At 58.1% G+C, this 26,875-nt stretch carries 28 protein-coding genes; 12 read left to right on the forward strand and 16 right to left on the reverse strand.

Going from position 1 to position 26,875, the window contains the following annotated elements; translation table 11 throughout:
• Window positions 1–141: 141 nt before the first annotated feature.
• On the forward strand, window positions 142–804 hold the full coding sequence (locus ASF90_RS16630) for a hemolysin III family protein (protein WP_055852741.1): 663 nt from the start codon (window positions 142–144) through the stop codon (window positions 802–804).
• 497 nt (window positions 805–1,301) lie between these two features.
• Here the strand turns inward: ASF90_RS16630 and ASF90_RS16635 are convergent, their stop codons facing one another.
• Window positions 1,302–2,201, reverse strand: a complete 900-nt coding sequence (locus ASF90_RS16635; RefSeq protein ID WP_055852744.1) for an SDR family NAD(P)-dependent oxidoreductase — start codon at window positions 2,199–2,201, stop codon at window positions 1,302–1,304.
• A 58-nt stretch (window positions 2,202–2,259) separates the two neighbouring features.
• Window positions 2,260–2,997, reverse strand: a complete 738-nt coding sequence (locus tag ASF90_RS16640) for an SDR family oxidoreductase (protein WP_055852749.1) — start codon at window positions 2,995–2,997, stop codon at window positions 2,260–2,262.
• A gap of 125 nt (window positions 2,998–3,122) precedes the next feature.
• Here ASF90_RS16640 and ASF90_RS16645 point away from each other — a divergent pair, with 125 nt between their 5' ends.
• A complete protein-coding gene (locus ASF90_RS16645) occupies window positions 3,123–4,034 on the forward strand; it encodes a LysR family transcriptional regulator (protein ID WP_055852751.1) in 912 nt (303 codons plus the stop codon).
• 221 nt (window positions 4,035–4,255) lie between these two features.
• Here ASF90_RS16645 and ASF90_RS16650 read toward each other — a convergent pair whose 3' ends face one another.
• On the reverse strand, window positions 4,256–5,347 hold the full coding sequence (locus ASF90_RS16650; RefSeq protein WP_115559547.1) for an ATP-grasp fold amidoligase family protein: 1,092 nt from the start codon (window positions 5,345–5,347) through the stop codon (window positions 4,256–4,258).
• Window positions 5,348–5,809: 462 nt separating this feature from the next.
• Between ASF90_RS16650 and ASF90_RS16655 the strand changes: the two genes are divergently transcribed.
• The 3 genes from ASF90_RS16655 to ASF90_RS16665 all read left to right on the forward strand — a co-directional run bounded on the left by ASF90_RS16655 (window position 5,810) and on the right by ASF90_RS16665 (window position 8,139).
• Window positions 5,810–6,463, forward strand: coding sequence for a glutathione S-transferase family protein (locus ASF90_RS16655; RefSeq protein ID WP_055852754.1), 654 nt, complete (start codon window positions 5,810–5,812; stop codon window positions 6,461–6,463).
• A 130-nt stretch (window positions 6,464–6,593) separates the two neighbouring features.
• Window positions 6,594–7,307 carry a hypothetical protein gene (locus ASF90_RS16660; RefSeq protein WP_055852757.1) on the forward strand — a complete coding sequence of 238 codons (714 nt, stop codon included), beginning with the start codon at window positions 6,594–6,596 and terminating at the stop codon, window positions 7,305–7,307.
• A gap of 430 nt (window positions 7,308–7,737) precedes the next feature.
• Window positions 7,738–8,139: a hypothetical protein gene (locus ASF90_RS16665; RefSeq protein ID WP_236699294.1), complete on the forward strand. Its 402-nt coding sequence runs from the start codon at window positions 7,738–7,740 to the stop codon at window positions 8,137–8,139.
• 20 nt (window positions 8,140–8,159) lie between these two features.
• On the opposite strand, the gene ASF90_RS16670 is transcribed toward ASF90_RS16665, so the two are convergent.
• Together ASF90_RS16670 and ASF90_RS16675 are read right to left on the reverse strand one after the other, a co-directional pair.
• Window positions 8,160–8,756, reverse strand: a complete 597-nt coding sequence (locus ASF90_RS16670; RefSeq protein WP_055852761.1) for an NAD(P)H-dependent oxidoreductase — start codon at window positions 8,754–8,756, stop codon at window positions 8,160–8,162.
• Between the two features lie 182 nt (window positions 8,757–8,938).
• Entirely contained in the window at window positions 8,939–9,265 is a 327-nt protein-coding gene (locus ASF90_RS16675) for a nuclear transport factor 2 family protein (protein ID WP_055852975.1), read from the reverse strand.
• 89 nt (window positions 9,266–9,354) lie between these two features.
• Between ASF90_RS16675 and ASF90_RS16680 the strand changes: the two genes are divergently transcribed.
• From ASF90_RS16680 to kwaB, 5 genes are all read left to right on the forward strand, one after another.
• Entirely contained in the window at window positions 9,355–9,702 is a 348-nt protein-coding gene (locus ASF90_RS16680; RefSeq protein WP_055852764.1) for a helix-turn-helix domain-containing protein, read from the forward strand.
• A gap of 202 nt (window positions 9,703–9,904) precedes the next feature.
• Complete coding sequence (locus tag ASF90_RS23920; protein WP_162847476.1) at window positions 9,905–10,048, forward strand: hypothetical protein; 144 nt, start codon at window positions 9,905–9,907, stop codon at window positions 10,046–10,048.
• Window positions 10,049–10,221: 173 nt separating this feature from the next.
• Window positions 10,222–10,854, forward strand: a complete 633-nt coding sequence (locus ASF90_RS23565; RefSeq protein WP_153066502.1) for a hypothetical protein — start codon at window positions 10,222–10,224, stop codon at window positions 10,852–10,854.
• The gene (gene kwaA / locus ASF90_RS22705) at window positions 10,851–11,417 is read left to right on the forward strand and encodes an anti-phage protein KwaA (RefSeq protein ID WP_082473585.1); all 567 of its coding nucleotides are present in this window, start codon (window positions 10,851–10,853) and stop codon (window positions 11,415–11,417) included. The genes ASF90_RS23565 and kwaA overlap by 4 nt, the downstream gene beginning before the upstream one ends.
• Window positions 11,417–12,364 carry an anti-phage protein KwaB gene (gene kwaB, locus ASF90_RS16685; protein ID WP_055852765.1) on the forward strand — a complete coding sequence of 316 codons (948 nt, stop codon included), beginning with the start codon at window positions 11,417–11,419 and terminating at the stop codon, window positions 12,362–12,364. Before kwaA ends, kwaB begins: the two co-directional genes overlap by 1 nt.
• A gap of 545 nt (window positions 12,365–12,909) precedes the next feature.
• On the opposite strand, the gene ASF90_RS16690 is transcribed toward kwaB, so the two are convergent.
• From ASF90_RS16690 to ASF90_RS22710, 6 genes are all read right to left on the reverse strand, one after another.
• Window positions 12,910–13,131, reverse strand: coding sequence for a hypothetical protein (locus ASF90_RS16690; protein ID WP_055852768.1), 222 nt, complete (start codon window positions 13,129–13,131; stop codon window positions 12,910–12,912).
• A 388-nt stretch (window positions 13,132–13,519) separates the two neighbouring features.
• Window positions 13,520–15,358: an XVIPCD domain-containing protein gene (locus tag ASF90_RS16695; RefSeq protein ID WP_055852978.1), complete on the reverse strand. Its 1,839-nt coding sequence runs from the start codon at window positions 15,356–15,358 to the stop codon at window positions 13,520–13,522.
• An 81-nt stretch (window positions 15,359–15,439) separates the two neighbouring features.
• Entirely contained in the window at window positions 15,440–16,090 is a 651-nt protein-coding gene (locus tag ASF90_RS16700; RefSeq protein WP_055852769.1) for a hypothetical protein, read from the reverse strand.
• A 260-nt stretch (window positions 16,091–16,350) separates the two neighbouring features.
• Window positions 16,351–17,004 carry a hypothetical protein gene (locus tag ASF90_RS16705; RefSeq protein ID WP_055852772.1) on the reverse strand — a complete coding sequence of 218 codons (654 nt, stop codon included), beginning with the start codon at window positions 17,002–17,004 and terminating at the stop codon, window positions 16,351–16,353.
• 9 nt (window positions 17,005–17,013) lie between these two features.
• Complete coding sequence (locus tag ASF90_RS23570; RefSeq protein ID WP_153066503.1) at window positions 17,014–17,385, reverse strand: hypothetical protein; 372 nt, start codon at window positions 17,383–17,385, stop codon at window positions 17,014–17,016.
• A gap of 16 nt (window positions 17,386–17,401) precedes the next feature.
• A complete protein-coding gene (locus tag ASF90_RS22710; protein ID WP_082473586.1) occupies window positions 17,402–17,932 on the reverse strand; it encodes a hypothetical protein in 531 nt (176 codons plus the stop codon).
• A 937-nt stretch (window positions 17,933–18,869) separates the two neighbouring features.
• Here ASF90_RS22710 and ASF90_RS16710 point away from each other — a divergent pair.
• Window positions 18,870–19,409, forward strand: a complete 540-nt coding sequence (locus ASF90_RS16710; RefSeq protein ID WP_055852774.1) for a hypothetical protein — start codon at window positions 18,870–18,872, stop codon at window positions 19,407–19,409.
• Window positions 19,410–19,415: 6 nt separating this feature from the next.
• On the opposite strand, the gene ASF90_RS16715 is transcribed toward ASF90_RS16710, so the two are convergent.
• The 3 genes from ASF90_RS16715 to ASF90_RS23580 form a co-directional block, all read right to left on the reverse strand.
• On the reverse strand, window positions 19,416–19,862 hold the full coding sequence (locus tag ASF90_RS16715; RefSeq protein WP_055852777.1) for a hypothetical protein: 447 nt from the start codon (window positions 19,860–19,862) through the stop codon (window positions 19,416–19,418).
• 240 nt (window positions 19,863–20,102) lie between these two features.
• A complete protein-coding gene (locus ASF90_RS16720) occupies window positions 20,103–21,284 on the reverse strand; it encodes an MFS transporter (protein ID WP_055852779.1) in 1,182 nt (393 codons plus the stop codon).
• Window positions 21,285–21,993: 709 nt separating this feature from the next.
• Complete coding sequence (locus ASF90_RS23580) at window positions 21,994–22,371, reverse strand: transposase (RefSeq protein WP_115559549.1); 378 nt, start codon at window positions 22,369–22,371, stop codon at window positions 21,994–21,996.
• A gap of 1,365 nt (window positions 22,372–23,736) precedes the next feature.
• Between ASF90_RS23580 and ASF90_RS23925 the strand changes: the two genes are divergently transcribed.
• Window positions 23,737–24,483 carry a ricin-type beta-trefoil lectin domain protein gene (locus tag ASF90_RS23925; protein WP_115528132.1) on the forward strand — a complete coding sequence of 249 codons (747 nt, stop codon included), beginning with the start codon at window positions 23,737–23,739 and terminating at the stop codon, window positions 24,481–24,483.
• A gap of 548 nt (window positions 24,484–25,031) precedes the next feature.
• On the opposite strand, the gene ASF90_RS16730 is transcribed toward ASF90_RS23925, so the two are convergent.
• Window positions 25,032–25,211 (reverse strand): CsbD family protein, encoded by a 180-nt coding sequence (locus ASF90_RS16730; protein WP_055852782.1) that lies wholly within the window; start codon window positions 25,209–25,211, stop codon window positions 25,032–25,034.
• A gap of 131 nt (window positions 25,212–25,342) precedes the next feature.
• Entirely contained in the window at window positions 25,343–26,863 is a 1,521-nt protein-coding gene (locus tag ASF90_RS16735) for a helix-turn-helix transcriptional regulator (protein WP_055852784.1), read from the reverse strand.
• Between the last annotated feature and the right edge of the window lie 12 nt (window positions 26,864–26,875).

Here is a 26,875-nt window from a genome sequence, read left to right on the forward strand (position 1 = left end):
AGGTGTCTCAGGGTATGAGACCAGCGCGCAACCGCCCAGCCTGCCTCACTGAGCGGATTCAGCAAGCGGGTATCCTGTTGCCCCCACCGCGTCACGCCGACGCTGCACGCTGCTGGGCGCCCTCCCCCTCGAAGACCCGCCGTGCCCGTGCCCCCCCGCGCCATTGCTCCGCACTACAAAACCCCTGCTGCCCGCCGTGCCGATGTGATCGTGCATGCCGCCGGTCTGTTCCTGTCCATCGTCGGCGGCATCTGGATGGTGTGGCGCGCCCACGCCAACCAGACCATGTTGCTGGCCACCTGCGTGTATGCGCTGGGCCTGCTGACCATGTTCGCCTGCTCGGCGGCGTACAACTTCGCCCCGCCGCTGCGCCAACCGATGCTGCGCAAGTTCGACCATGCCGGCATCTTCGTGATGATTGCCGGCTCGTACACGCCGTTCTTTCTGGTCGCGCTCGATGGCAGCTGGCGCTGGGCCATGATCCTGACGGTCTGGAGCGTGGCCTTGTTCGGCGTGTTCGCCAAGCTCTGCCTGCCCGGCATCGCCAAGGGCTTCTGGGTGGCGATCTACCTGCTGCTGGGCTGGGCCGGGATCGTGGTGGTCGACCAGATGATCGCCGGCCTGGACAGCGCCGTGCTCTGGCTCATCGTTGCCGGCGGCGCGTTCTACACCGTGGGCGTGACGTTCTACGTGCGCAAATCCTTGGTCTACAACCGCGCCATCTGGCACGCCCACGTGCTGGGCGGCGCGTTGTCGCATTGGTATGCGATCTGGCTGTGCCTGCGGCCATTGGGTGGGGTGTAGCGTGCTGTCGTTGTCGTTGTCGTTGTCGTTGTCGTTGTCGTTGTCGTCGACCAGTCGCGTCTGCCTGCCTGCTCGATAGCATCGACATGTCATGGATCTGTCGATCGCCTTACGACGTCGGCTTCCAATCAGAGTGCGCAGGGACCAGTGCAAGGGTTCGCTGCAGGAAGCCATCAGGCCAACCAGGGCCACGGGCCAGAGGATGCGCAACGAACCGATCAACAACAGCGACGTCCTTGTAAGCGTTGAGGAAACACACCAGGTCTGGATTGGCGCATTGGAGCGCACCCGGGCGCGATCCGACGTCAGGCCTGCATGGCCAAACGCCAGTCCGCGCAAGCGCCAGATCACCGCAGCGCTGCAGCAAGGGTGCCGGCGTGGTGCGAGCACCACCACCACGCCGGCACCCAACCAGCAACACTGCCGCGCGCGGTTGCATTTGCGCAGTCAGCGCAACTGCATAGCCGGCATGCGCTCCCAACCCCTGCCGCATCCCATCACTTCACCACGCGCGGTGCCAACAGATCGCCCAATCCCACACGGTGCAACATCTCTGCACGCAGGCGATCGAGTACGCCAAAGCCCACATCGGCGCCATCACCGGCCGGGTCGATATGCACGCGGAAGGGGCGCTTGCCGAATGACGTATCCACCACCCGCACGATGGCCTGAGCCACCTCGGCCACGTCTGCATCCTCCGGTACGATCCGCGCAAACGCCTGCTGCACCTGTTCGCCAAACCCTGCATACGGGCCTGCCTCGTACGCAGCTGCGCGTGCGGCATCATCCGGGGCACCGGCACGGGCAAAGTGATTGGTGCCCTTGGTGAAGGCACCGGGCACGATGATCGAGGTCTCGATGCCCCAGCGCGCCAGCTCGCGCGCGTACTGCACCGCCAGCGCATCCATCGCCGCCTTCGCCGCGAAGTAGGGCGCCAGATACGGCGGCGTGCCGCCTGCCGAGCTGCTGCTGGACACCCACACCAGCAGGCCTTGCTGCTGTGCTCGCAACTGTGGCAACGCCGCGCGGTTCACCCGCTGCGTCCCCAGCACATTGATGTCGTAGACCTGCGCCAGCTGCTCGGCAGTGAACGCTTCGGCCGGGCCGAACACCATGTGCCCGGCATTGTGCACCACCACGTCCAACCCGCCTGCGTTGGCCACGATGGAAGCCACCGCCGCGTCGGCCGACGCCTGCGATTGCACGTCCAGCTCGACCGCATGCAAGGCCAGCTGTCGCGTGCCTGCCAAGTCGGCGATCTCCTGCGCAACACCGGCATTGCGGCCGGCGGTATCGCGCATGGAGGCGTAGACGGTGTGGCCGGCGGCTGCCAGTGCTTCGGCAGTCAGTCGTCCGAATCCACTGGACGCGCCAGTGACCAGAATGCGTTTGCTCATGTCAGTGCTCCTTGATGGGAAAGCCAGCAGCGTGCGCAATGCGGCGTGCCATAGCGGGTCAGACCATGCCGCCGTTGGCGCGCAGCACCTGCCCATTGATCCAGCCGCCATCGGGGCCAGCCAAAAACGCCACCGCCGCAGCGATATCTTCCGGACTGCCAAGGCGTTCCAGCGGGTTGGCCTTGGACAAGCGTTCGATCAGCTCCGGTGGTTTGCCGTCCAGAAACAGCGCCGTGGCCGTGGGCCCCGGCGCCACCGCGTTGACGGTGATCGCGCGGCCGCGTAATTCCTTGGACAAGATCGCCGTCAGCGTTTCTACCGCCGCCTTGGTGGCTGCATACACGCCGTAGGTTTCCAGCTTCAGCTCCACCACGCTGGTGGATAGGTTGATGATGCGGCCGCCATCGCGCAGCCGCCGTGCGGCCTGGCGTAGCGTGTTGAAAGTGCCTTTCAAATTGATCGCGATGTGCTTGTCGAACAACGCGTCATCGCTGTTTGACAGCGTGGCCAGCTGCATGATGCCGGCGTTGTTGACCAGCACATCCATACCGCCAAAAGCGGACTCGGCCGAATCGAATAGGCCCGCCACCGCGGCCGCGTCGCTGACATCGGCCTGCGCGGTGATGGCATGGCCGCCGGCCGCCTCGATGCTGTGCGCCAGTTGTTCGGCATCGGCGGCGTGGCCGGCATAGTTGATTACCACCGTGAAACCATCGCCGGCCAGGCGCTGGGCAATGGCGGCGCCAATACCGCGTGAGGCACCGGTAACCAACGCGACCTTGTGTTGCTGCGTCATGGGAAGTTCTCCGTCAAAGCCGCGGGCTGCGGCGTTGCGAAACTATCCAACGCAATGACACGGCGATAATCACACTAGAATGCACAGCACTGTTTCCAGCGCCCGAACAGTGGGCAGAGGGTGCAATGGATCGGTTCGCTGCCATGCGCTTGTTTGTGCGCATCGTGGAGCGGCGCAGCTTCACCGCGGCCGCCAACGACATGGACATTCCGCGCTCCACCGCCACCAAGGTCATCGCCGAGATGGAAGCGCGTCTGGGCGTGCGCTTGTTACAACGCACCACGCGGGTGGTGCGGCCAACGCTCGATGGCGAGCTCTTCCATCAACGCTGCGTGCGTATCCTCGACGACGTCGACGATGCCGAAGGCGGCTTCCGTGGTGTGGCACCCAAAGGGCTGCTGCGGGTGGAGGTGCAGGGCACGCTGGCGCGTCACTTTTTGCTGCCAGGGATGCCGGCGTTCTTTGCGCAATACCCACAGATCCAGCTGGCGATGAGCGAGAGCGACCGCTGGGTGGATTTGGTGGAGGAAGGCATCGACTGCGTGCTGCGCTACGGCCCGTTGCGCGACAGCGAACTGGTCGCGCGTCGCGTTGCCGTGCTCGAGCGCCTGACCTGTGCCACGCCGGAGTACCTGCAGCGTTTCGGCATGCCCACGCAGCTCGATGCGCTGCACGCGCACCGCATGGTTGGCCTGCGCTCCATCACCACCGGCGTGATCACCCCGCTGGAGTTTCAGACCGCGCAAGGACTGCGCACGTTCGCGCCGCCCAGCCTGTTCACCGTCACCGGCACAGAGAGTTATCTGGCCGGCATCCGCCTGGGCCTGGGGATTGCACAGGTGCCGCGCTTCCATGTGGCCCACGACCTGCAACGGGGCACGCTGGTGGAAATCCTGCGCGATACACCGCCACCGTCCAACCCGGTGTCGCTGCTGTATTCCCGCGCCCGCCAACTGTCGCCACGGGTGCGTGTGTTTCTGGATTGGGCCGCTGGCGAGTTTGCCAAACATGCAGGCGTGGCCCAGCCGATCGGGTAGGCACGCCTGCGGTGCCCGGTATTGCGGATACAGCGCGGCGGCGATCGCATGATCGATCGAATCCTCGGCATCGCGTGCGTTCCGCGCGTACTGCCGCAACGTGCACATCGGCACATCACTAACAGCCACCCGCAACGCTTGTGCATGGCGCACCGAAACGCTGCAGGCATCGCTGGTGCGCTGCATCGTCATCGCATGGGTGCTGCGCCTGCGGTCATGCCTCACCGCACCGGCACCCGCATGCCCATGCCATATGCCGGCAATCGCGCTTCCACCGGTGCGCGCCGTTGCACCCACATATCGCCCATCATCCGGTCCAGCCCGCGGTCCAGGCCGGTGACCATGCCGGCGCCGGGAGTGAAGGTGAGTTCGCCGAAATACACCTGCCCCTGCTGGATATACCAATCCACGCGCACGTAATCGAAGTCGCTAGCCAGCACCTTGCTCAATTCCAGCGCCTGCTCCAGCAGCGCCGGTGCGCACGGTGGTGAGCGGCCGTCGTCGCGAATGCGGTGGAACGGCGTGTGCAGGTTGTCGACAAAGAACGTCATCGATAGCTTGGGCGTGTCGAAGCGGCCGTAGATCACCTGCAGCACGTACTGAAACCGGCCATCCGGCTGCCGGAACATATGGAACTTGTAATCCACCGGCACCTGCTGCGCGTCGCCGATGTACTGCTCCACCAGAATGCGTGGCGGGATGTTGTGGTAATGGATCTCGCGCTCCATGTCGGAGAAGTCGGTGCGCAGCCAGTCCTTGCAACGCGCCACGATGCGCTGCCGCTGCGCCGCGTCCGGCTCATCGCGCACCACTTCCACCATGCTCGCGCCGTGATTGGCCTTGATCACCGTCTGCTCCCAGCGCGGCAGGCCCAGCAGATCGTCGGGGTTGGCGCTGTCCAGCAGCATCGGAATCAGATGCGCCTGGCCGATCCGCGCCGCCACATACGGCCGCACCGCCACCTTGTCGGCCAGCCGCTGATACAGCGGGTAATCGCCGTGCACGCATTTGCGGTACAGCACTTTTTCGTTGAAGCAGGTGGGGTGGTACAGATTGGGCAGCCGCCCGAACGTGTTCAAGAAGTACAGCCGGTCCTGATGCCGCCAGGGCAGCGTCCGCACCAGGCGGCGCGCGCTTTTACGCAACAGGCGCTTGAGGGTGAGGCTGTCTGGCCGGGGCGCGGGTGGCAGGCGCGTCGGCGGGGCATTGCCAAATGGCGTTGCCACGCTGGGGAAAAACCCGGCCCACGCATGCCCTGCAGCACCTCGCGTCCCCATAGGCTGCGTCTGCAAACCCAGTCCATTATCGATCATGACGACTCTCCTTTCCGGCTATAAATGTGCGTTCCGTCACACAAGGGTGTGATGTAGAGCACGGTATAACGAGGAAGTGAGACGAGGATGGCAAAACGTCTCAATCGGCCTGATTACGCAAAGGCGCAGGCGCTTTACGCCTAAAAACACCCCGCCAACCGGGCAACCGGGCGCGACCGTTGTGCGGTGCAAAAACGATTCGGGCGGGCCGTGCCTGCGGTCGGCGCTGTCAGCGGGCGTTGGCTGGTCGGGCACTTGCTGCCGCCGCCAGGCCGAGGGCATCTGCCACGGCCATACCAACGCGTAGGGATGCGGCGCTTGCCGCGACCTTTGCGGCGCCAGCGCAGGTGAGGCGGACAACCGATGGGCACGTCATCGAGGCGAGTCACTGCCCGCAGCGGCCGCGCGTCTCTCCGGCGTACGCTAGGCCCTCAGTTGCCGGCCACCGGGAGTCTTTCGACCATGACGATCACCATCACCGCGTTCGAGCGCTCGCCCGACGGCGGCAAGGGGCTGGTGCGTGACATCCGTGTGCGTTGGGCGTTGGAAGAAGTGGGCCAACCTTATGCGGTGCGCCTGCTGCCGTTCCGTGCGATCAAGGAACCGGCGCACCTGGCCATCCACCCGTTCGGCCAGATCCCCACCTTCGAGCAGGATGGCTTGGCCTTGTTCGAAACCGGCGCCATCGTGCTGCACATCGCCCAGCACCATGCCGGCTTGCTGTCGCACGACCACAACGCCCGTGCCCGTGCCATCGCCTGGATGTTTGCCGCCCTCAACACCGTCGAGCCGCCGATGCTGGAACTGGGCAACGCCCTGCTGCTGGAAGCCGACAAGCCCTGGATGGCAGAGCGCTTACCGCTGCTGCAAAAACGCATCAACCGCCGCCTGCAGCATTTGAGCGCCTACCTTGGCGACCGCACCTGGCTGGAAGGCGACTTCAGCGCCGGCGACCTGCTGATGATCTCCGTGCTGATCCGCATCAAACTCACCGGCCTGCTGGACGCCTTCCCCAACCTGCAGGCCTACGTTGCGCGTGGCGAAAGCCGGCAGGCGTATCAACGCGCGTTTGCCGCGCAATGGGCCATCAATGGCGACGGTGGCGCACCGGCTTGATCGCAGGCAGCGTGGCTGCATCGGTCTTGACCACGCAGTGGCTGCACGCCAAGGTGCGCACTCGTCAGTAACGCGCAATGGCGGCGATGACCGGCACTGCCGTCGTCACCGCATCCACAAGGAGAGTGAGATGAAACCGACCAGCATGTTGTTCGCGGCAATCGTTGCAGTGGCCTTGGCCGGCTGCGCACGCGCACAGCAACACACCCAAGCCGATGCCGCATCAACCGCCAGTGCGCCCGGCCGCAACGCAGCCACGGCCAACCGCACTGCCGCATCAAACAATCCAACACCAGCATCGGTTGCCCATCCAGCTGCAACCGGCGCCGACACAGCGCAGTACCTGTGCGAGCGCGGCGCACACGCGTGCCCAATCAGCAGCCCGTTGGTGGCCAACTCGCAGGCAGAAGCGCAATGGCTGCTGACCCACGGCTACCCCTCGCACGCCGAACGCGCGCGACTGGACCGCATGGACCTGGCCCAGCTAAAGGCCGAATCGCAAGCAGGCAACAAGGCCGCAACGGTGCTCTACGGCACCAAGACCGCAGTGAGCGGCCGCTTCTACCCAGGCCTGGCGATCTTGAGCAAGGCCGCAGCCACCGGAAACCTGTACGCCTACTACGGCCTGGCCGAGGTCTACGCCAGCGACACTGAGCACAAGAACCTGGTGGATAGCGCGGCGTATCTGCGCCTGGCCTACCTGTTGGGCGATGGCAAGGCGTCGTCGGCCATCGCCGCGAAAGGGCTGAGCAGCATCGAAAACGTCGTCGCAGACGAGCGCGCCGCAGGGCTGTACCAGACTTACACCAAGAACCGGCAACCTTCTCCGCGGCCACTGGAATAAGCCTCCCTCTTTGCGTGCAGGCTGAGGAGATGAGGTGTGACCAACCCGGCGACGGAGACGAGCGAAAGGTGACTAGGCATCGCCCGACATCTCATCCGTCACACAGTGGGTGACAAACGGCACCGATGCATGAGCACACTCCACGCTCTCACCGGGAGATGAGCCGAGTGAGGCACAAATTCGAGCGGCGCGTCATGGCGTCATCGTAAACGCCACGCAAGACAGCAACCCAAGCGCCACCCACCAAGCACAAGGACCGTCGATGAAGCCCTGGGCCGCACTCCTGATTGCCACCGCTCTGCTTTGCAGCAGCCCCGTCATCGCAGCCGGCAGGTTGCACGTGCAGCTCAAGCAACCTGCACAGAGTGCACAGTTGCCCGAACAAGCGATGCGTCTGCAAGTCATCGCCCAGAACGATGGCGACCAGGCAGTGCAGCTGCTCGATCAAAGTTTCCCGCGCCTGAACAGGCAGGGGTTGATGATGAACAACGTGCTGAGCCTGCGCGATGCCAGCGGCAGCGAGGCGCCGTACTACGGCATCTACGTCAATCTGGAAAATGCACGGGAAGATGATTACGTCATCATCGCGCCAGGCCAGCGCCTGGTCATCACGGTGGACCTGCAACGCAACTACAGACTCACGCCTGGGCAAACCTACACCGTGAGCCTGCGTAGCCCGGTGCTGCATTTAAACAGGCCAAGCTCAGCCTTCGCGGATGCGTCTCGCGATTCGCTACGCGCAGCTTGGCAGCAAGCGACTGCCAACACAGTGCACATAGACGCTGCGTATCTAGCCCCCAGCAAGGCATCCGGCGTCCCCGCACGGCCTTAGGTCGTATCAACGCGACCTATTCACGCCTTGGTAGCAAACACCCGCTCACCCACCGCCCGCGCGGTGGCAAAGTGCAATTGCGGGAATGCGGGGTCCGGCACTGTTAGTAACTCCGTGGTGCGCACCGGCGCGCCGCAGAAGTCGAAGATGCCGTGATTGATCTGCGTCTTCATCGCGCCGAAGTAGCCGTGCCGCGCGTAGGTGCGCTCATCCGCACCACCGATCGCCACCACATGCACGCCAAGACGCCCAAGCTTCTTGACGATCTTGCCGTTGGCGTCTTCATCGAACGCCCAGCCCAGCGTAAACACGCGGTCGATCCAGCCCTTGAGCAGCGCCGGAAACGACCACCAGTAAATCGGGAACACCAGCACCAATGCATCGGCCCGGTCCAGCCGCGCCTGCTCGGCCGCCACATCGGGCGGCGCTCCGGCCTGCCCCGAAAACAGCGCTACATCGGCCGGCGTAAAGCGCGGGTCGAAGCCTTCCTGCGCCAGGTCCGCCACTTCAAATGTATGCGCCCCGCCTGAGGCCAGCAGCGCTTCGCCAATCTGCGCGGCCACCGCGTGTGTGTGCGAGCGCTGCTCGGGGTGGGCAACAACGATAAGGGCATGCATCAGCTGGCTGGCTCCAAAAGAGAGAGAGGTTGTAGAAGATGATCGCCGCTGCCGGTGAGTACGCGCGCGATAGCGCATCCATCGCGTTGCGGTAGCGCTCGTCATGGCGAAACGTCGTACCGACTGCTGTGGCAGCAGGGCACACGGCACGTGCTAACGGCGCAACACGCCGGCATGCCTAGTCAATGAATCTGTAGCGCTGCAATCTTGCCGCCCACCAGCCGAAACACGTGCTCCAGCTGCAGCGGGCTCTGCGGGAAATCGCCGGACACCTGCGCGGTGATGCGCACATGCTCGCCCTGGGTGTGCACGCCAAGCGGCACCGCGCAATACGGCGTGGTGGCCTGCGTCTGTGCCAGCCACGCCGAAATGGCGGCAGCGCCACGGTGCTCGCGGCGCTCATCGTGCACCACCGCATCAATGGCAAGGTGCGGCAGCAGCACGGTGGCATCGCCGGCGTTGCTGGCGGCAAAGAAGCAGGCGATGGCGTGGGGCAGGGCAGGCGACATGGCAGCGATGTCTGGTGTAAAGGGGTATGCCATGATCGGCAGCGGCATCACCTGCCGCAAGAACGCACGCAAAGGTAAGTCACGCACCCATGGGAAAGCCGCACACCCCGGACACCGCCGCATGCGATGTCGAAGCCCTGCTCAAACTCATCGAAGGTCGCTGGAAACTGCTACTGCTGTTCCACCTGTTCGATGGCAAAGTGCAGCGCTACTCAGACCTGGAACGGCTAATTCCCGCCATCTCGCAGAAGATGCTCGCCCAACAGCTGCGCCAGCTAGAACGCGACCGCTTGGTGCTGCGCACCGTCTACGCGCAGGTCCCGCCGCAAGTGGACTACCGCCTCACGCCATGGGGCCAGGCGCTTTGCCCCGCACTGGATGCAATGCTTACCTGGGGCGAGGCACGGAAGCAGTTGGCCGAGCCGTCGCCGCAGTAATCGCTTGGCACCGTGCCGTTGCACGCCGACCCTGAAACATCAGGCACACAGCACCGAGCATATCGCTAGAGAACTGGCCCAGATAACGCACCGGCGGTCTTGCAGTATCTGCCGTCTCGCGCGCTGCAACCAGACTTGTGCGGCCACCATAATCGTCATAGTTTCGCCTCGCCACCACTGGGGTGGCGAGGAGGTCACACGCATGGCGACCAACGAGAAAACCGGCCCGAAAGCGGCCAAGGCCGCAAGCAAGGTCTTGCGCAGCGGCAACACCGGCAAGGATTCAAAAACAGCGGCCGCGTCCGCTTTGAGTCAGGCGCCGGACAAGAAGGCAAAAAAGAAATAAGCGAGCGCTGCAGTAGATCGGTAGAGGCGTTCGCAAAAAGGCGAGCGCCTCTACCGAAATGATTTAGTGCGGGCAATCACAGTGGATGACGCCGCTGATACAAAATGTCGGGTGCCCCGCTGACAAAACTGCTACACAACGATAGTGTGCAGACTGGAACGGGGGTTTCATGCATGGGAAGCAGGCTGGGAGGTACCGGGTTTACCGCTATGCGGTCATCATCATGCCCGCTTGGGTTCGCTGTGGGAGTTGGCGCTTTTTTCGCCATCTGTTCAGGCGTGCCGTGGCTGCTGTCGTACCAAAGCGGCCCATTCGCACGAGGTTTCAATCAAGGCATCAGCGCGGTACTCGCGCCCATCGCGTGGTTGGTGTTTGCCTTGTCTTGCCTGCCCGCTCTTGTTTCGTTTTCCGGCAGCTACCGGCGCCGTGAACTGTTGGACACCCGCAACACGTTAAAGAGCCTGTCCGCTAAGGGTTGGTCCCGGTTCGAACGGCTGGTGGCCGAAGTTCCACGTCCCCAGGGCTATGTCGTGGAAGAAATCGGGCTGGCAAGCGCAGAAAGTAGCGGCGACCTAGTCCTGTGTAAAAACGGCAGCCCCATGGTGGTGCAATCCAATGCGATTAATTCAAATTTTGTTCCTCTACTACCTAAGGTCGCCGTTATTTGCTTAAGTGTCTTAATTATCGTTAATTATCCAGCAAAAAATACAAATAGAGTGGCCCTGGCTTTTGACGAATTAATAAGTTGCGTCGCTCTGAAATTTATTTCCTGCCCTGAATTACTCTTAAGGAGTTATAGGGTATGAGGTGGTTGAAAGCAGAGCTTTACGTGGCATCGCTATGGCTGTTGTTTGTCCTAGCAATTGTGTTGGCGATCGATATTCCGCTTTGCACTGGCGAAGATTGTAATTTCGTTGGCTGGAAAGAAATTATTGGCAATAATAAAATAGCACTTTCTTCTGCATTATTAATGCTATCAGGCATGGTATCCATAATTCGTTTCAATCACCTCACAAGACGTGGTGGTGATTTGCCGCGAGAGGTGTTGAAGGCGGAAGATGTTAACTATGAACATCTTACTTTCCTGACGACATACATAATTCCGATAATATCTTTCAATCTAAGTAGCTCGCGCTACGTGGTCTGTGTCGGAATTCTATTGACAATCATTGGGGTGATTTACATCAAAACCGATAGATTTTATTCAAATCCTACCTTGGCTGTGCTGGGATTTAGGTTGTATAAGCTGAAGTTTGATGGCTCAGATGAAGATTTTGTTGTTATTACTAGGTCTCGAATTAAAGTGAAGGATTTAGTGTGTTTAAAATTGATTGACGACAGAGTCGCAATTGCCTCAAGGAGCAAGTGATGATCGACGCAATGAAGATTCGTTCATTCGAGATACTTACCCAAAAAGGAGCTTCTGGAGAAATTTACTTTGTCCTTGACGGAACTTCCGGGTTGCGAGTTAGGCGTATAAATCTACCTCAAACCCTCCAGTCGGAAATTTCAGACAAAGTTATTGGTGCGGCTTATTTCAAGCTGGCACAATCCGAGGCTACCTCTCTCCTCGACGTCACTCAAGCAGACGACCGGGCTAGTGTCATCTATCGTTATGATATGGAGGATGTCCCGGCAACACTCTCTGCCATGAAAAAAGCAATGCAGGGCGGAGATGGTAATTTTGATTATACCGTGGACTCAATCGGTGAACTTGAGGCGATAGTCATTGTTGTAGGATCCGCTACGAATAAGATGGCTATTTATCAGCATCACTATCCCGTCAATGTGGTAAGACGAGGAAGTTCATTCAATATTTTTAAGCCTGGAAATGTAAATTCATTTCAAGAGGTGCCGGGTGATATCGTTAAGATTGGGCTCAACGTGCATTTTGCGCTTATTGAAGAGGAAATCTACGTGCTCGATTTAAAACTCCTCGAGAGAATGTACGGCTTTCGCCACGCAATTGAGAACGTAGCCAGGGAGGCTGTCCAGCAAATATCAGGCGCTAACTTGATAGATGCGACTGACTTCTTTGAGGAACGCAAAGATGATCTGCCGTTTAAAAGGAAGTTGGCTCAAGCAGCTAGGAAGCCGCTGGTACTAGGAAGAGTACCCAATGATCAAATAATTGAATTTGTTTCTAATCACAGTTCGTTAGGTAAAAGAATTAAGATCTCAACAGATGGAACCAAGTTAATCTTGGCAACAAAATCAGCTCAAAATTCATTTTTGAAATTACTTACGGATAATTTTTTAAGGTCTGAGCTCACGCAGAATCAGTATGAATCAAGAGCAAAAGATCAGATAGCATAACTATACTGCTCATCGAAGTCGGAGCGATAATTATAATTTCATCTATCCAACCCTTAGCTGTAATTCGGAAGTACCCTCCTATAACGGAGGGTCTATAACGGGGTCATTTGGCCTCCGGCAGATCGCTCGCTTTCTCAGACGGCTGGGTGCATGCACTCGACCGCACCAAAGCCATTGCCAAGCAATGCAGCAGTGAGAATGAGCGGAGCGGGTCATTGTTGTCTTGTATGCAGGTGCGGCAGGCTGATAAAGGACAAGGTGCTCGCCCAGGTACAAACCTGGCGATATAACGGGGTCGATATAACGGGGTCAGGTTTAGTTATTGGGTCCCGACAAATCGCTGGCTTTCTCAGACGGCAAGGTGCGCGCGCTCGACAGCGCCGAGGTAAGTGCAAAGCAAAGCAGCAGTATGAATAAGCGAAAGCGGGTCATTGTTGTCTTGTATGTAGGTGCGGCGGTCTGATACAGGGCGAGATACTCGCCCAGGTCCAACCGGCCAGCCCACCGGTTGCGGGTCTGACACGCTGACGGAGACAGGCACAGCGCTAGGGGGCGCTACTCAAATCCTCAAGCACATCATCCACCTGCTCGGCCAGGTGCTGCAGGCAATGCGCCCATTGCTGCAGCGGAATGGCCGGCATGCTCATGGCGTCTTCCTCGCGCGTTCGCGGTGTGGCCAGGGTAGCGAGCAGGCGCAATTGGTCGCGTACGCGCAGCAGGTGGTATTGCGTGCCTTCGGACATCCAGTAGCCGGGTTCGTCGTGCATGGCGCATCTCCTTGGCCTGGGACGACTCCCGCTGCACAACGCAGCGGGATGCCGGGAGGCTAGAAACCGCACACAGCCGGCGGGCTTATTCCCCTTGCGGGTGTTGTATTCGCCGCCCTCCCGGCGCAGAAACGCCGAGCCATGCCAAATCTTTCGATCAGGCATAAAAAACCCACCAGGGTGTCGGAGGTGGGTGCCGCTGTGTGTGGAGTTTCTAGGCTCCGTGTCGGAGTGTGCGGGGGCCGGTTGGCAGGGTCAAGCGTGCTGTCTGGCGAGGTCTCCTCACCTGCCATGATCACTGCTTATCGGTGCTTACTCGCGCCTGCTCTAGGGTTGCCAGAGATGCCTATGAGCTCAAACATTCGATAGGACGTGGTGACCTGAAGCGCTACCGCGTGTGCACGCCTTGGCTCGGCTCACTTATCCCTCGCGCCAGGTCCTGCTGTTGGGCGAGTGCTCGTTCCTGGGCGATGGTCTGATTGGCGGCCAGCAACTTCTGGTCAGACTGTTCGACCGGCGTACGGATCGCCTGATCGATGTCCACATGCACGCGCTTGTGCGCAGGGTCATCCAACCGACCCTCCACTGCAAACACGTTGCCCGTCTTGCCCATCACCACATGGTCCACGCGGCTCAGCGCGTTGTCTGCCAGCGACCGGTCGCCGGCACCCGGGTAAGCGTCGCGGTTGTCCTTGCATACCGCCAACAGACTGCGGCTAACGCGCTCGCTCATCTCATCGTAGGGCTTGCCCACCCCTTCATCGATCTTGCGGACGCCATTGCGGATCTGCTCCAGCATGGTGTGGTCGGGGTGTGCGGGATTGTCTGGGCCACGCGGGCCGGCTGCCGCAGGTGTGCTGGGTACCACGGGCACATAGGTGTGGTCCTGCGACGGACGCACGCTGCCATCTTGGGTGTGATCGAAATGGTGCAAGGTGGGCGGCGCGGTGCTGCTGTCGTGATACGGAAACGGCGTCTTGTTTGCGCCTCGGTCCAGGCCTTCGTTCTCGATAAGGTGTTCCTTCAAGCCCAACGCCGCCATATCGATAGTCACCTTCGGGCGGGCACCTTGATACAGCACGTTCGCCTTGTCTTCGGCCTGCAGGATTTGCTCCACGGCCCAAGTGCCGTAGTAGTTGGGGTAGTCCGCAGTGGGCTGCAGTTGCCCAGCCTGATTGCGGTGCTCGCCAATACCCACCGGGCGTTGACCTGGCTGTGCGTAAAGCTGCGAGGGCCGGTCGAAGTAGTGCTGCCCCATCGCTGCAATATTGCCTGGCGATTGGGAGAGAGTTCCGTCTTGATTGAACGCGAGCCCAGGTTTTGGTAACGCTTTAGTTGAAATTGACGTCTTATCCTGCTCAATGAAATCAAGATTCCTGTCGAGTTTCGTCGCCAGCATGGCATCCAAGCTATTTGCAGCTGGGTTGACCTGCTTCTCGCGACTCAACAACGCATTCCAACCAGAAATCTCTGCCTTTGCCTCATCCTCCCTCCCCGCCTGGATATAGGCCCTGAGTTCATCGGTGTAATCGTGAACAGGTCCTCTTATCTTCGATTGCTTCTCAACTTGTGCTAGAAAAAGTGCGGTCGCCTGCTGCTTGGAAGAATGGTTGAAACTATGTTGTATCTCATGGCCCAATACGAAAGTCATATCCTGCGGATTGAATCTTCCGGATGGACTTGCAGCTGAGAAGGACTGCAATCCAACGGGTGGCAAATTCATCAGTTTTCGGTTGCCATCGTATGTTCCACCAGCAGCCACACCTGGGCCGACAAAACCGAATCCCTCAAGATTTGCTCTTTGCGGCTTTTGCGTGTCCGTTAAATCAATAGTGGTGGCAGCCCTCTTCACCTCATCCGCAAGAGCAGGAGAGCCATTGATAGTCGCTTGCAGATTGTTGACCATGTCTTGAGTGACGGGCTGCCTGTTCCCCGCTGCATCTGGATAGGTACTGTGTGCAAACGCAACGGACATCTGCTGCACCTGCAACGTAGCTTTCAGGTCTTGGCTTGCCACCATGCCAGTTGGTTGAAGGCTTGATGCCGGAAGAGTGATGACGCCACTTTGGATATCGTAAGTTCCAGCTAAATTGGGCGGACTACTGCTTGAAGCCTGTACAGCAAAGCCACGCAGTGCCCCGGCTTGGGCCTGCTTATCCACCTGACTCAACAAGTCGGCATCTGCCTTGAGCGCGTCACGTAGTTGCGCAGCCTGATCAGGACTTATACCCGGCTGAGCGGAGAACTGGGAGAGCGCGGCTTCGAGCTGAGGGCTGTGACGTGCCATGAGAGGTTTCTCCTTAGCGTCTTACCGGCCATTCAAGGTGCTGATGGATTTAACGCACACCTGATTTGGAGAACTCTCAGCAGCACTCAGTGGAACGATAGAAACAATGATATCTCCGCCCTTACCGTCCTTCGCGAACTTTGCATAGCGCCAGTTCTCAAGTTGACCGATCGGCCCGTATGTGGGTGATGCAATAAATCCGGAGCTTTTCAGCACACTGTCGTAATGCTCAAAATCCAAGTTGCAAATGACTTCAATTTCAGACTTGCGATTTGCGTCGTTCTCGAATGAAAGGCCGACGCCCGGTAACAGTGATTTAGATTCAGGAACGTAGTCAAACGCGTACTTCCACCCAGCACCCAGATCTTTACTCCATACAACGGCACCGAGCGCACCAGGTGCGACAGTGACTGGGAAGCCCATGACATCTTGAATGCGCTGTGGTGTTATGTCAGCACGTGAATCCAAGCTAGTAATCAGCTTTAAGAACCGCTTGCCGATCTCTTCAGCGCTTAGGTTAATTTTGTCTGCCGTGACGGTCTCCGGCGAGGTCATGTCAGCGTGCTCCTTCGGAAACGGCTTCAAGGGTTGGGGGGCTGTATGAGCACAAGCGCATAGTACAGGCACACTGAGTGCTGTTAGGAAGAGCAGTACGGCTTGAGGGAGGCGCATTGGCAGATCCTAACAAATGGGTTGTAGAGCATACAGCGCATCATTAGACGGGTCGTGATACGCCCAAGGTTTCGTAGACACTCACTACCCTCGTTGCGCTTAGCACTGTTCAAACTAAGCTAACAGTTTGGAATCCAACGCTAGCGCATTGCGGAGCTGTGCTACTTTGTTGCCACTGACGTCTTGCCCAGCAGAGAACTGTGAGAGCGCGGCTTCCAGCTATGGGCTTGGCTCGGCCATGTCTGATTCTCCTGAATGACCTAGCGCCCGTTTAATGCGCCAATCGACTTGACACAAAGTTGCGTGTGTTCGCGGCCATTCAAATTTTGAGGAATTACTGATATGACGATATTCCCCCCGGCGCCATTCTTAGATAGCTTTGTATAGCGCCAATCTTCTAACTGACCAATCGGACCGTACGTGGGCGACGCATCAAAACCCATTGCTCGGAGTGCTTTGTCGTAATGATTGAAATCCAGCCCGCAAATCGCAGACATGTTTGCCATATCATCCACACTGTTTTGAAATGTCAGATCGACCCCTTCTAACAAAGAAGGGGATTCAGGCACGTAAGTAAATGCATATCGCCACCCATCTGCCAGATCGACGCTCCAGTATCCCACCGCCAGTTTTCCTGGGTCTGGCTTCTTAAGCGTGATTCCCATGACTTCCCGAATGCGTTCAGGACTTAGGTCATCACGAGAGTCCAGCCCCTCGATCAGCTTCAAGAACCGATTGCCGATCTCCTCAACGCTTAGCGTAATGTTGTCGGCCGTGACGGTCTCCGGCGAGGTCATATCAGCGTGCTCCTTCGCCAGCGGCTTGAGGGGTTGGGATGCTGTATGCGCGCAAGCGCCCAATGCATGCACAAAAAGTGCGGTTAGGAAGAGCAGGGCGACTCGGGAGAAGCGCATCAGCGGATCCTAAGAGATGAATTGTTGAGCATAGAAGGCTGGGTAAGGATTAGCTACCGAGCCGGCATGAAGTCCTCGCAGTTGCAAACTCATGATCCTGTTGCTGCCGCCGTAAGTACCTTCAGCCGCTACACCAAGCCTTAGGAAGCCAAAGTCCTCAAACTGTGCTCTCCCCTGGCTATACGGGTACGATTGATCGATCTGAGCCGCAGACTTTTTGAGCTCGTTGGCTAAAAACGGTGAGGCATTGATGGTTGACCGTCGATTGCCTGTCATATCTTTTGCAAGCGCACCACGCAACTGGGTAACTTGATACTGGCTTACACCAGAACCAGCAAACTGGGCTAACGCCGCTTCAAGTTGTGGATTCGGAGTCGCCATCAGCATCCATCCTTGATTAATTCAATGTACCAACTGATTTGACGCAGAGCCTACCAGGCGAACCAGGTATCTCGTTCTGTGGAACGATCGATATAACAATATCGTTCCCACTCCCATCCTTCGCAAACTTGGAAAGCCGCCAACTTTGCAATTGACCTATTTCACCGTATACAGGCGAATCGATGAATCCAGCGGTTATCAGAGAATTCTTGTACTTCTCAAAATCAACGCAATTGCTTTCTAGGCTGGAATAGTCATCACCTTCGTTAATGAAGGATAGGCTTATTCCCTGCTTCAGAGAGGGGGACTCGGGGATGAGCTCTAATGAGTAGCTCCAGCCACTGCCAACCGCCTGGCCATATATATATGACTCAAGATTTTCGGAAGGGAAGGAAACTTTTCTTAGAGACACCCCGGTGACTTCGCGTATCCGCTCAACGGTCAGATCTTTTCTGGATTGCAACCCTTCCAGCAACTTCAAAAACTTTTCAGCGATTTCAACAGCGCTAAGCATAGGATTGACCATTGAGGTCTCAGGCGTCGTCATTGCGCGTGGCTCTTCTGGAAGTCGCGAGGTTGGATTGGCAGTCGTATGCGCGCATGCACATAGCGAGCATATGCAGAGGACGAAGAATGAGACTAGCGCAACTTTGGTAGGTCTCATCAGCAATTCGTCCATACGGGCTAGTGATCATACTTTAGGGAAGCTCTGAACAACTCTTTCATAGCCTTCCGATCGATGCCTTGGACAGACTAAATCACGCGCAAGTGCTTGATTTTAAGCGCCGGCGATTGTCGTGATTAGGCTAGATTGCAACACTCTCTCGCTGGGCCATGAGTTATTCAGAGGTTCCTTAGCAATTTGGCAGTGCCATCAGCTATCTCACGTGTCTAGTTCCTACTCGTGGAATAGCTGCCTTTGGATCACATGATTCATCGATTTATCGACGTGAACTATGGAAATTGGAAACTGCCGATAAGCTGTGATCAGCATTAAGTTGATCTCGCGATGCGCTTGAGGTGCCAAACAGAGACGCTGTCGCCCAGGCAACCGATTCACAACGTCCCGCCGAATGTTTGTGCGCCGCACACATCTGCTCCTATTCATGACCAAGCATCTTCGTCACAAAAAAGGGTGGGAGATTGGCTTTCTTGGCTGACTCGCTCCGGGGCAGGTACAGCAACGTTAGTGATGCTAACTCTCGCTGTCAACACATACTTTCTCCGAAATCGCATCGCTCACTCCAACGTCTATGCGCGCCACAGTGAAAGAAATGGGAAATTCACTGCGTGACTGTCTTCGCCCACACTTTGCGCTCGCGCCGCTGCGCTGACTCTAGCGCTTTAACTACAAACAACGCGGCGAGGTTCACTTATCCACCCTGCTTACCTTGAGGTAGGATCACAGTCAGTGTCTTTCCGCCCGCCACGTCCTGACGAGCTGTTCGATGTGACATAAGGGGGCACTGGTACCGAGAGTAGTCGTGAAAATTCTTAACTCGCTGTTGGATAGGCTGGACAGCATCAGTTCCTTTGCGATGCTCTGCGTAAACTCTGCACTGTGCGCCCTTGTACTGCTCGCACATGGGGGCGCCCTGCTGTTGGTGAGTACCGGCAAGGTACCGGAGATGGCGCAGGAGATTGCGTTTGCCTATGTGTCTGTGCCTGCGGTGATCGTTGCGTTGGCATTCTCGGTGCTCGCCTTCATTCGCCGGGAAAAGCTTGGCACCGCGCTCAAAGTCCATGCAGTGATACTCATGGGCTTTGCTGCTTACATGCTTTATTTTGGCCTTGACGTAGTCTTCAATGGCGTGCCACGTGGCGACAGATTCAGCTGGGATCCCACTTTCTTCGCGGTTTTGCTGGGATATCCGTTCTTGCAGATCAAGCGGGCATTCCCGTGGTCAGGGTTTAGCCATACGCCACTGCGCTTCGCTCCGGTGCTAGCGGTGGGGATTTCATTTCTGATCAGCGCCGCTGTTTCCTGGCGGATGTTGGCCTTGTTCAGAGCCGGCGGAGAATAGGTTCACTTATCCACCCTGACACCGCTGCCACCCACCCGCAGCAGCCGACACCTGCTCCCATCCATTGCGCAGCCGCTTCATCGCTTGCCCGCCCACGCAGGCGTAACCCAGCTGTTTGGCCTCTGCCGTGCCCAGGCCCGGTAGCGCAATGATGGAATCCGACGGAGCGGGGCGTCCCTGGTTGCGCGCCTCGTTACGCAGCATCATGTTCTCGATGCTCTGGCAGTAACGCACCATGCCCGGATGCGGGTGCGCGCGGTGCTGCTCGCAATTGAGGGGCGTGGTGTCGCGCGCCATGGAGTTGTACGGTTGCCGCGTTGGCGGGATGTACTTGCTCGTCGCTTTGCCCGTGGCCGAGCGCATGCTCTGTGCCGGCGCGCCTTGTGCGCACGCGAGCATGCACAGCGCTGTCAGCGCCAGCGCGCCACGGCGCGCGATGGTGATCCTGTCCATGGTGTTCCCCCCGGTCCGCAGCGATCCTAGCTCACGCGTTGCATGCGCGGGTGGTTCAGCCCGCTTGGTACTCAGGGCCTGTCTCTGGCGCCTTTCGCCGCGACGACACAAGGATGCCGCTACGAAAGATCGGCTACCTCAACCGTGTGCGCGACATCTAGCGCCACTTCTGCCGACTGCGATGCCCTTGCCGTGTAGGGCGTTGCGCCACACCGCGCGGCGCTCGCCTCTGGCATCACATCACGCTGACGTTGCTGGCCGCTTGCGCCACAACGGCATTAGCGCCACCAACCCAAGCAACGGGCCCGGCAGTAGTACCCACGCGATGTGCAGCCCTAGCGCGTCCACACACCGCGTGGTCACGCCGATCGCCACCACTGTGATCGCAAAGCCAATCGCGTTCTGCATCGACAACGCGCTGCCCACGATGGCGGGCGGGCACGCGCGTGCAGCCAATGCAGAAAACTGCGGCGAGTCCGCCACCACACTGGCGCCCCACACCAGCATCAACGCCAGTGCCGCATAGCCAGACTGCGCACCCACCCACGGAAACGCCAGGCAACACAGTGCCGACATCAGCAACGCCACCGCTGCCACGCGCGCGCTGCCGATGCGCGCACTCAACTGCCCGCCCAACACGCAGCCAACGGCACCTGCGGCAATCACCGCAAACGCCAACATGGCCGTGCTCAGCCCAAGCGCCTGTGCCAACCCGGCGCGGGTGATCAGCAGCGGCGTCAGCGTCCACATCGCATACAACTCCCACATGTGTCCGAAGTAGCCAAACGTGGCCGCGCGAAAGTCCTTCAGCGAAAAAGCCTGCAACACCGCACCGAATGCCAGCTTGCCGCCCGCCCGTCGCGGGGCAGACGCAGCTTGCCCCAGGCGCAGGATCATCACTGCCGCAATCACCGCCAGTACCGACGCCACCAGGATCGGCGTCTGCCACGGCAACGCGCCGCCTATCGCCTTGATGCCCTGCGGCAACGCGGTGCCCAGCGTCAGCATGCCGACCAGCCATGCCAGTGCCTTGCCCGCATGTTGCGGCGCCCACTGCACCACCAGCTTCATCCCGATCGGGTAGATGCCAGACAGGCAGAGCCCCACCGCAAAACGCCACACCATTCCCGTGGCGACATCGCTGGCAAACACCGCAAAGCCCAGATTGCACGCCGCGCCGCCTACCGCGCAGCTGGCAAAGATGCGGTTGGCCGCAAACCGGTCGGCCAACCCGCTTAGCGCAAAGCTCAACGTACCCAGGATAAAACCGACCTGCGTGGCCATGGTCAGCAACCCGATGGCCGCCGCACCCACGCCCCACTGCCGCATCACGTCGTCGGCCGCGCTATTGGCCGAAAACCACAACGAGGTGCCCAGCAACTGCGCCACGATGATCACCACCAGCGCAGTGCTGGGTCGCATGGGTGTTGGTACGGCGTGTGTCATCGGATGCGCCTTATGGGTACAGAGAATTGATCCCTGGTTGCGTCAAGCGATGCAACCCTCGTATCGCTCTCTCTAGGGAATCCAATCAATACGGTTGGAGGATGATACACACCTCATCGACCTCGTCCACAGCGCTTAGATATTCGGTTCTTGCCTTTTTTAGGGCGTTTTCGAGCGGCACCTGGGTTGCGTGCACACCATTTCCACAGCAGGCATTAATTGCTTTCGCTTCAGCCACAGGTTAGACGGCGCAAACAGCGTCTAACCTGCGCGGTGTTCTTCGCCAAGCCACGAGTAACACAACTTGACATAGCCAAGCTGGCGCTTGGTCACCCTGACAAGATATTCCACCTTCCCAAGCAGGCACGCACGCCTTGGCATGCTCTCAGCATTTGGTCTACTCCATCTCGCGAGTGCTCGGGATCGCCTAAAGTTTTGAGAGCTTCTACGCGATTAGGTAAGATAGCTGGCGCTTGCTCTTCGTCTACTGGCGCTCTTCCGCCCGGCGTTGCTGCCGTAGCCGCACACGGTCCCCTTTGCCGTGCAACAGCTTGTAAGCATGTGATATCGGCCACGGTGGCTGTCGTAGATTACACGTGGTGCGCCAGACCGGACACATCGTCCCCTCCGATATGCACCCTTATCCCGAGGAAATACTAATTGTCGTTATCTAGTCCGGTGCATCTCAGGATCGCACCGGCTGTGTGTGCTCGGTCCAATTGGGCGTACCTGTGATAATGGCATCTACGATCATGCAACCGCGCAGGCTCTGCTCCTTGCGCAACAGGTGCGCGTCGAAGTGGTTGAACGGCTTGCGCTTCACATCATGTCGCTTCATCAAGTGACGGAAGTTGAGAACTGTGGTCTCATCCAGGCCGCCGATGTTCTCGAAACGGCGCATTGATAGCGTGTCGTAAAGAACCTCTTCCGCCCACAGATCGCTCAGTGCATACCACTGATGCAAAAGTAGATGTCCAGCATAGTCTCTAGCCGATAAGCCTGCGGCCCCGGCAGCCCCGAGGTAGGAGAGTGCGGCATGATCAACGCTATAAGATCCCTCCACAGCACCTCATGATCCCACGCAGCTTCTGTTTACGTTCGAGCTTTCCCCCTTACTCCGCGTCGCCGCCAAGAGCATCGCATCATCGCCTCGTTGGCTTTATTTCGATTGTCGCAGGATCATGAGGAGTCGTTCAAATCTGTCTTAGCCGGACTGGTGTGCCGAGGAGGTGACTTATCGCGCAGTGAAAGTTTTTTCCTATATTTTATCGCTGTACCCCATAATAGGAGACGTACCAGGCGTCAGTGCTTGTGAACTTGCGATCTTATGGGGCTGCTGGTCGCTTTAAAGATGGGGATTATTCAAGTAGCTTTACATTTTAATCGGTTTCCGAATTGCGGTGCGTTCGTGTCCGCAGCATTATCTGAAAATAAGTGCTGAGCTATGTTGTGGTATTGCTAAGGAATTTATTTTCGTATGCAATACGTTCCGTCTGAGGGGTAATTTTAAAAAAATGTAAGTTCAGCCATAGAATTTTATTCTAAATTTATTTATTAATATCAGGGGGTGAATATGAATGGGGTAATGAAATTTCTACAAATAATTGTGATTTTAGGGGCGTGTCTATTTTCAATAGATGCCTCGGCGCAAATTCAGGTCTGTTCTAACAATGTGATGCCACCCGGCTATGTAAAAACATCACTTGTACGTGTCCCATCTTGCGGGTCAGGGTTGGCTTGGACCATGGAAGTTCCCTCTGAAGGGAAGCTCATCTGCCGTAGCTCTAGTATTCCTGATCCCTACGTAATCACTCCCTTTGGGGATAACAACACTGCTACTTGTGGGGAGCCACGAGTAAGGATAAATGCTGCTCGAAATAACTTGCTGATATGCGCGTTTTCGCCGATTGCAACAGGTTATGTAATAACAAATTATGATCAAAGTGACCGCGGCTGTTACTCAGGGCAATACACCATACAACAAGCAAGGGACGGTATTTTGGCCTGCGGCAGTAGTCCTACCCCCCCGGGATACGTATTCACATCTAATGGAAGCTCGTTAAGCTGCGGAACGCTTTTATTCAAAACTCGGCGGTATGAGTTGCCAAGAAACAACATGCTCATATGCGCAGACTCTTTTGTTCCTGCGGATTATGTTGTCACGCAATCTTATAATAATAACGGTCAGACTTGTGATTTGGGTCAGTATTATATCCAAAAGCCTTACAATGGAATTGTAATATGCCCGGTGTCGCCTATCCCGAGTGGTTGGTACAAAACTGGAACTTCCTCTACAAATCGGTGCACGAGCTATTTTCCAACGGGAGCCATAATCTCACAAATCCCGTCTCCGCCGTCTCCGCCGTCTCCGCCGTCTCCGCCATCTCCGCCATCTCCACCACTTTCAATTTTTGGTGCCGTAGTCGGAATGGGTGGGAAATGTCTAGATGTTGAAGGTGGAGCCAAGTCAAACGGAGCACCAATTCAGCAATTCGCGTGTAATGGAAATGACCAGCAAGTCTGGCGACTAGAGAGTGGAACTGGTTATTTCCGTAGCATACCAAGTCAACGGATATTGGATGTGGCTGGATATGGCACGGCAAATGGGTCAGGGCTTCAGTTGTACGATCAGCTTGGAGGTAAAAACCAACAATGGACTTTCACATTCGCGTCGCTCGTTGGCATTAACGGGAAAGTGCTGGATGTAATTAATGGGTTAACTGCCAATGGGACAAGATTACAGCTATGGGAGTGGTTGGGTAATCCGCAGCAGCGTTGGAATTACGATCCAATCAGCGGCGAAATCCGAGGTATTGACGGAAAATGTCTAGATGTTGTTGGTGGTTCAACCGCAGACGGCGCACTCGTACAGCTGTGGGATTGCAATGGACTTTCTCAGCAAAAATGGAGTCTTGGGCGCAACGGATCAGTGCAGTTTGCCGGGAAGTGCCTCGAAGCAGCCGATGGCCGCTCGGATAACGGGGCATTAATTAGAATGTGGACCTGTAATGGCGGAAGCCATCAGCAATGGCAGCTAATCGGCGAAATCCGAAATGGAGCTAGCAATAAATGTTTGGCTGATCCTGGACGCGGAGCTATGGATGGAGCTAAGACGTACATTTGGGATTGCACCGGCGATGCGAATCAAGTTTGGTCCTACTCAGGCACACAGTAGCTGAATCTATAACATCAGGTTTCGCCCGTACCCTCATCCGGCCCTTTGGGCCACCTTCTCCCGAGGGGAGAAGGGAATGGCTATACGTGCTTTGGTTGGCTTGCCGGGCGTGCGTTAGCTGGTTTTTGCGTGGTCAAGTAACTTGGCCTTTGACTGGATACGATAAAAACAACGACGCCCCGATTTAGTCGGGGCGTCGTTGTTTGTTTGGCGCTTGGTGGTGAGGGTATCCAGCGTTTTAACGCTGTGCAACGCGAGTTAATGGGTAGCGCGAGTCGACACGAGCAGATAACGCGTCGTGGCAAGCAGATGATCCAGACACATCATCCATCCAGACACCTCATGCAGCCAATCAAGTTGCTCCCCGATTCGGCCAACTAAGCTCTTGCTTGGAACAGCCTTAGCTCTTGCTTGGCACAACTACACTGCTACTTGGCCCAAAGCGTCGACAAGTGTTGCTGTTCGGCTACCTCCTGCAACTCGTCGCACCATCAACTTATCGCGCCAACGCTCGCACTCTTCCAACCTCGCAAACCCTCACGCCACGCTTACTTCGAAGCGTCACGCACTTTGTCGACCACTTCACCGGCCTTGGCCTGGACCTTGCCGATATTCTTTTCGGCGGCGCCTTCCAGCTCGGTGCTCTTGTCGCCGGTGACACGGCCGATGGCTTCCTTGACCGAGCCCTTGATCTGCTTGGCGGTACCTTCGATACGGTTCTTATCCATGGGACCTTTCTCGTAGTTTGGGGAACCCGGCCAGTGTCTCCGGGCCGGTGTGAGCATGATGTGCGCTCGCGCGTGGCTGGCCCAGTTGCGAATGCACTAAATGCATTAGTGCATTCGCGCCACGTGTGCAGTTACTTCTTGCGCGCTGCCGGTTTGGCGCTGCGACCGACAAAGCCGCGCTCGCGTGCCCAGACGATCGCTTCACCGCGACTATGCACGTCGATCTTTGAATACAACGCCGCCACGTGATTGCGCACCGTATTGGGCGAGACGCCCAGTTCCTGCGCGATCTGTTTGTCGGCCAGGCCTTCGGCGATGTGTCCGAGCACGTCGCGCTCGCGGTCGGTGAGTTCGGCGATGCCGCAGCCGCTGGTCTGGCTGGGTCGATTGGCGCGGCGCACGTTGGCCAGTTTCTCCAGCAAGCTCTGACTGAACCAGGAGGCGTCCTGCATCACCGCTTCGATGGCGGTGACCAGTTCCATCTCGGTGCGTTTGCGGTCGGTGATATCCATCAGCGACAGCAGATAGCACTGCACGCCGTGGATGCTCACGGTTTCTGCGGAGACCAGACAGTCCAGTTGCTCGCCATCCTTGCGCGCGATGGCGTATTCGACATTGAGCATGCTGCCGGTCTCGGCCAGCGCACGATGAAACTGTTGGTAGGCCTGGCGGCTGGGAAACAGGCCGATGTCTTCGATGGGTTTGCCGACGATGTCTTCGGTGGCGTACTGGGTGATCTGCGAGACAGCGTCGTTGATTTCCACGATCTGCAAGGTTTCTGCATTGCACATCAGGGTGGGCACCGGGGTGATGCGAAACGCCTTGGCAAAGCGCTCCTCGCTTTGACGCAACGCCACCTCGGCGCGGCGGCGCGGTTCCAGGTCCATGAAGGTAAACAGCATGCAGGCTTCTTCGCCGATTTCGATCGGCTGGCCGGCCACCACCACCAGCTTGGTGGTGCCATCGGGCAGGCTGAGTTCGGCCTGCATCTGCGGAATGGTGGCGCCTTCGTTGAGCCGCTCCAGCCCCAGCTCGCGGCGGTCGGCCATTTCCATCACGTCCACTTCGAACACGCTTTTGCCCACCACCGCTTCGCGCGTGTAGCCGGTCATTTCCAGAAAGCCCTGATTGGCCTTGATGTAGCGCTTGTCATCGAGCCGGCAGATGCAGGCCGGCGCAGGATTGGCGTTGAAGGTGCGCTCGAAGCGTTGTTCGGCACTGGCCCAATCGCTGGCGTCGGCCACGATCAGCACCAGGCAATCCGGTTCGCCCTGCGCGTCGGTGAGCACCAGGCTGCGCACGCGGTGCACCCATTGCGCATCGGTGCCTTCGCGCACCACTTCCACCACCACGTCGTTGAACACTTCGCCGGCAATCACGCGGTCGATGGGGTAGTTGCCGGCATTCAAGCGATGGTTGTTGCGATAGCGCAACTGAAAGCGCGCGCGGTAATCGCTGACGGTGGCGCCGAGCTCGGCAAGTTCGCTGGCGCCATGCATGGCCAGCGCGGCCTCGTTGGCCCAGGTGATGGTCTGATCCGGCTCGATCAGGATCACCCCTTCGCTCAGGCCGGTGATGATCTGCTGCAATTGGCGGCGATTGGTGGAACTGGGCGGGCTGCTGGAGGATGCGGCTTCACTGTCTGACGACATGGGTGACCCTTG

This window comes from Xanthomonas sp. Leaf148, assembly GCF_001423585.1.
Taxonomy (GTDB): Bacteria; Pseudomonadota; Gammaproteobacteria; order Xanthomonadales; family Xanthomonadaceae; genus Xanthomonas.

Bases quoted from the DNA above. Each gene is read 5' to 3' on its own strand.
- ASF90_RS16635 (WP_055852744.1), bottom strand. From the start codon at position 2,201: ATGAGCAAACGCATTCTGGTCACTGGCGCGTCCAGTGGATTCGGACGA.
- ASF90_RS23920 (WP_162847476.1), top strand. From the start codon at position 9,905: ATGGCGACCAACGAGAAAACCGGCCCGAAAGCGGCCAAGGCCGCAAGC.
- ASF90_RS23565 (WP_153066502.1), top strand. From the start codon at position 10,222: ATGGGAAGCAGGCTGGGAGGTACCGGGTTTACCGCTATGCGGTCATCA.
- ASF90_RS16715 (WP_055852777.1), bottom strand. From the start codon at position 19,862: ATGGACAGGATCACCATCGCGCGCCGTGGCGCGCTGGCGCTGACAGCG.
- kwaB (WP_055852765.1), top strand. From the start codon at position 11,417: ATGATCGACGCAATGAAGATTCGTTCATTCGAGATACTTACCCAAAAA.
- ASF90_RS16640 (WP_055852749.1), bottom strand. From the start codon at position 2,997: ATGACGCAGCAACACAAGGTCGCGTTGGTTACCGGTGCCTCACGCGGT.
- ASF90_RS22710 (WP_082473586.1), bottom strand. From the start codon at position 17,932: ATGACGACGCCTGAGACCTCAATGGTCAATCCTATGCTTAGCGCTGTT.
- ASF90_RS16680 (WP_055852764.1), top strand. From the start codon at position 9,355: ATGGGAAAGCCGCACACCCCGGACACCGCCGCATGCGATGTCGAAGCC.
- ASF90_RS16650 (WP_115559547.1), bottom strand. From the start codon at position 5,347: ATGATCGATAATGGACTGGGTTTGCAGACGCAGCCTATGGGGACGCGA.
- ASF90_RS16705 (WP_055852772.1), bottom strand. From the start codon at position 17,004: ATGCGCTTCTCCCGAGTCGCCCTGCTCTTCCTAACCGCACTTTTTGTG.
- ASF90_RS16670 (WP_055852761.1), bottom strand. From the start codon at position 8,756: ATGCATGCCCTTATCGTTGTTGCCCACCCCGAGCAGCGCTCGCACACA.
- ASF90_RS16655 (WP_055852754.1), top strand. From the start codon at position 5,810: ATGACGATCACCATCACCGCGTTCGAGCGCTCGCCCGACGGCGGCAAG.
- ASF90_RS16700 (WP_055852769.1), bottom strand. From the start codon at position 16,090: ATGCGCCTCCCTCAAGCCGTACTGCTCTTCCTAACAGCACTCAGTGTG.
- ASF90_RS16645 (WP_055852751.1), top strand. From the start codon at position 3,123: ATGGATCGGTTCGCTGCCATGCGCTTGTTTGTGCGCATCGTGGAGCGG.
- ASF90_RS16730 (WP_055852782.1), bottom strand. From the start codon at position 25,211: ATGGATAAGAACCGTATCGAAGGTACCGCCAAGCAGATCAAGGGCTCG.
- ASF90_RS16690 (WP_055852768.1), bottom strand. From the start codon at position 13,131: ATGCACGACGAACCCGGCTACTGGATGTCCGAAGGCACGCAATACCAC.
- ASF90_RS23925 (WP_115528132.1), top strand. From the start codon at position 23,737: ATGGGTGGGAAATGTCTAGATGTTGAAGGTGGAGCCAAGTCAAACGGA.
- ASF90_RS16660 (WP_055852757.1), top strand. From the start codon at position 6,594: ATGAAACCGACCAGCATGTTGTTCGCGGCAATCGTTGCAGTGGCCTTG.
- ASF90_RS16720 (WP_055852779.1), bottom strand. From the start codon at position 21,284: ATGCGACCCAGCACTGCGCTGGTGGTGATCATCGTGGCGCAGTTGCTG.
- ASF90_RS16735 (WP_055852784.1), bottom strand. From the start codon at position 26,863: ATGTCGTCAGACAGTGAAGCCGCATCCTCCAGCAGCCCGCCCAGTTCC.
- ASF90_RS16675 (WP_055852975.1), bottom strand. From the start codon at position 9,265: ATGTCGCCTGCCCTGCCCCACGCCATCGCCTGCTTCTTTGCCGCCAGC.
- kwaA (WP_082473585.1), top strand. From the start codon at position 10,851: ATGAGGTGGTTGAAAGCAGAGCTTTACGTGGCATCGCTATGGCTGTTG.
- ASF90_RS23570 (WP_153066503.1), bottom strand. From the start codon at position 17,385: ATGGCGACTCCGAATCCACAACTTGAAGCGGCGTTAGCCCAGTTTGCT.